Consider the following 3214-nt stretch of genomic DNA (forward strand, 5'->3'; position numbering starts at 1 on the left):
CTCCAGAAAATGCTAGGCAAAAATTCTTATTGCGTATAGCGCAATAGAGACAAATCAGAAATAGAAATTTGATACTAACGTCGCGCTTGACTCTTCCTACCCCCGGCAAATTTTTCCCAGAAATCAGAAATTAGTAGGTAAAAATTCCTATTGCCCTATACACAATAAAAGCTCAAACTATTCTCAATTCTCTGAAAAATTCTCTTTTCAGAACCACAAAAGTAAACATTATCCACCCAAATAAATTAAGATGCTCAAAGCAATTTTGTTTGACCTCGATGGCACCCTAGCAAATACAGATCCTTTGCATTACCAGACCTGGAAAGAAATTTTAAATAATCACACAATAGCAATTGACCATAACTTTTATAAACAATATATTAGTGGTAGAACTAATCCAGCAATTATTCAAGATTTACTACCAAAACTATCAACCATAGAAGCAGAAGAATTAGCAAATCAGAAAGAAGCAAAATTTCGAGAAATTGCCTTGAACTTAAAACCATTAACAGGATTATTAGAATTTATTGAATTGCTTGAAAACCAAAAACTTCAGAAAGCAGTCGTGACAAATGCACCGCCAGAAAATGCTGAATTTATGCTAGATGTTTTGCAGTTAAAAGATACTTTTCCATTAGTAATATTAGGTGGAGTAATGACTGTGGGAAAACCAGATCCTGCACCTTATAAATTATGTTTAGAAAAATTGGAAATTTCCCCAGAAGAGGCAATTGTTTTTGAAGATTCTCGTTCGGGAATTAAGTCGGCAGTAGGAGCAGGAATTTACACAGTAGGAGTTGCTTCTACCCATGAACCTGAATCTTTATTAGAGGTAGGAGCGAGTATTGTTATTAATGATTTTAGCGATGAAAAACTACAGCAACTTTTAGATAGTTGGAATATTTATGGTACCTAGCAATAAGCTTTTAACCTTTTAAATTAGTTTTAGCTTACTGAACAGGCATCAAGAGTTATATTATGTTTTGATAATCAGTTACAACTCACGGGGTGACAAGCTGGTTGAAAGCTATATATAGAAAGGGATTTACCTTATTAAAAGTAAATGTCGGTAAATCCCAACTATTATTGAATCAAAAAATCACCAAAATTTTGAAGGTAAGCACATATAATTTACTCGCATATAAAAAACAGAAATATCGTCAAAAATCTGTTGTAGAGAAATGGTATATTCTCACCAATTTATCATCTGCTAGAAAAGTTAAAAAAATATATAGCCAGAGAATGGGGATAGAAGCAATGTTTAAGGATTATAAAAGCGGTGGTTATAACCTAGAAGCATCTAAGGCCAATGAAACTAGACTGAACAATCTAATTTTATTAATAGCTATTTCATATACAATTAGTTCATTTCAAGGAAAAAAAATTAAAAATAAAGGGGTTCAATAATATATATAAAGAACTAATGAAAAAGGTATAAAATAAAGAATAAATAGTAGTTTTTTGTAGGATTATGTAGGATTTATTGGGAAATAAATGATAATTTTATCTGGGAATTAGTAGAAAATTTAATGAGGCTTAATCCTCATAAATTTATATATTATCGCAGGGGAGTAAAAGCGATGAATACAGTGGTTAATTAGACTGTAATTTTTGATTAACGATAAATTAATAAAAGTGAGTTTTTTCATCATATTATTCTCCAGTGTAGGTTGGAATAATAATTCAACCTGAGCGAGGGGGTGTACAGGGAAAACGCATCTAATTTTTTTGACAAATGACCAAAATTACAATTTGAAAATAGAATATGCGATATAGCTGCCGCTAGGCTCCGCCAACGCGTTTGCGTAGCATTCCGTAGGAAAGCGGATTGGAAGTCTATCGCTTCTCAAATCACTGTCAAAAAATACCAAAATTTTCAAGAATTAAAAGTCTCAAATCAATTCAATAATTAATACTTAAAAAATCCTAATTAAGTGTGGAGTGTTAGATATTTATGAAGGATAATTAAGGAAAAGAAAGTACACAAAGTGATTATTGTAAACCAGAATTAGCTCATGGTCGTCAGGAATATCGATACTATTATATGGTGAGTAATATTGCTGAACAAGTAGATCCATTTGGGGAATGGAAAAATCTCAAATCAATTGGCGCAAGTCGATTACTTTCGTTTTGAAAAAGATGAAAAAAGAACTTGTGAACGAAGATATTATATCAGTAGTTTATCGAATAATGCTGAACTTTTAGCTGAAGCTATTCGTAGTCATTGGGGAATTGAAAATCAATTAAATTGGGTTTTAGATGTTCAATTTCAGGAAGATTGTTCTAGAATTAGAACAGATAATTCTCCAGAAAATTTGGCAGTAATTAGACAAATAGCATTAAATTTATTAAACCAGGAAAAAACTTTCAATAATTAATAATTATTAATTAATAATTACCTCTCCTTGAAAATAAGAGGATTGACTCAAAGGAAAAATTTTTCTTGTTTCTCCTTTAAACGAGAGGCTTTAAACCTTAATTTTTCGGTAAAAAATGGAATAAAAAATAAACGAAAAAGGGCTGGCTGGAACAATGATTACCTCCTCAAAGTTTTATTCAGCTCATAATAAATTCTGAATGTAAATAAGTAAAAATATTGGGGAATGGAATTTTATTCTCCTGTACATTAGGAGAATTATTATTGATTTTAGTTTGATTATTTAAAAGTGATTACAGACAGTAATATCGACAATAAAAGTTAAATAATAATCTTATATCTATCAAGAAATTGAGTGATTGCAGACTGCAATCTTGGTAAAAAAACAAAAATAAAAAATGAGTAAATTAGACTGAATGCAGACAGTGATATCACCCATAAATACTCCATTATCACTGCCAATTTTATTGAACAATAGATCAATGCTATGTGTTGGTGTGGGTGAGCTTCGCGATACTGTTGATGAACTTAATAAAATAGATAGATTCGCGAATATTATCCGCGAATCTAGTAGTTCACTCCGATCTCTTCCACGGTGACAAAAACTCCGTTCTCTATCTACTTCCAGGACTGATTATTAAGTCAATCATTGAAGCGTGATCTCATTATAGGCGAGTGCCCCTAATAATTGCTAGTACCAAGCTCCGAAATCTATGCTATGACTATAAAAATCTGCGATTGACTGACAATTATTATTCACTCTATTTGCTTATTGTCACCATCTTTCATTGTGTGTTGTCACTCTTTGATATCGCTCCCTAATCAGGAGCTAACTGG

The 3214-nt window shown here is 31.6% G+C and carries 3 protein-coding genes; all 3 read left to right on the forward strand.

Annotated features, from left to right (window positions below; translation table 11 throughout):
* The first annotated feature begins 250 nt into the window (after nucleotides 1-250).
* The 3 genes from ACP6PM_RS17540 to ACP6PM_RS17550 all read left to right on the forward strand — a co-directional run bounded on the left by ACP6PM_RS17540 (nucleotide 251) and on the right by ACP6PM_RS17550 (nucleotide 2378).
* Nucleotides 251-916: an HAD family hydrolase gene (locus ACP6PM_RS17540; RefSeq protein WP_426586814.1), complete on the forward strand. Its 666-nt coding sequence runs from the start codon at nucleotides 251-253 to the stop codon at nucleotides 914-916.
* Nucleotides 917-1020: 104 nt separating this feature from the next.
* Nucleotides 1021-1407: a transposase gene (locus ACP6PM_RS17545; RefSeq protein ID WP_426586816.1), complete on the forward strand. Its 387-nt coding sequence runs from the start codon at nucleotides 1021-1023 to the stop codon at nucleotides 1405-1407.
* Between the two features lie 698 nt (nucleotides 1408-2105).
* On the forward strand, nucleotides 2106-2378 hold the full coding sequence (locus tag ACP6PM_RS17550; RefSeq protein WP_426586818.1) for an ISAs1 family transposase: 273 nt from the start codon (nucleotides 2106-2108) through the stop codon (nucleotides 2376-2378).
* Nucleotides 2379-3214: the final 836 nt, after the last annotated feature.

It is taken from the genome of Dapis brunnea BLCC-M229, assembly GCF_050015995.1.
GTDB lineage: Bacteria > Cyanobacteriota > Cyanobacteriia > Cyanobacteriales > Microcoleaceae > Trichodesmium.

Excerpts from the sequence above, each read along its gene's own strand:
- ACP6PM_RS17540 (WP_426586814.1), top strand. The coding sequence starts at position 251 with ATGCTCAAAGCAATTTTGTTTGACCTCGATGGCACCCTAGCAAATACA.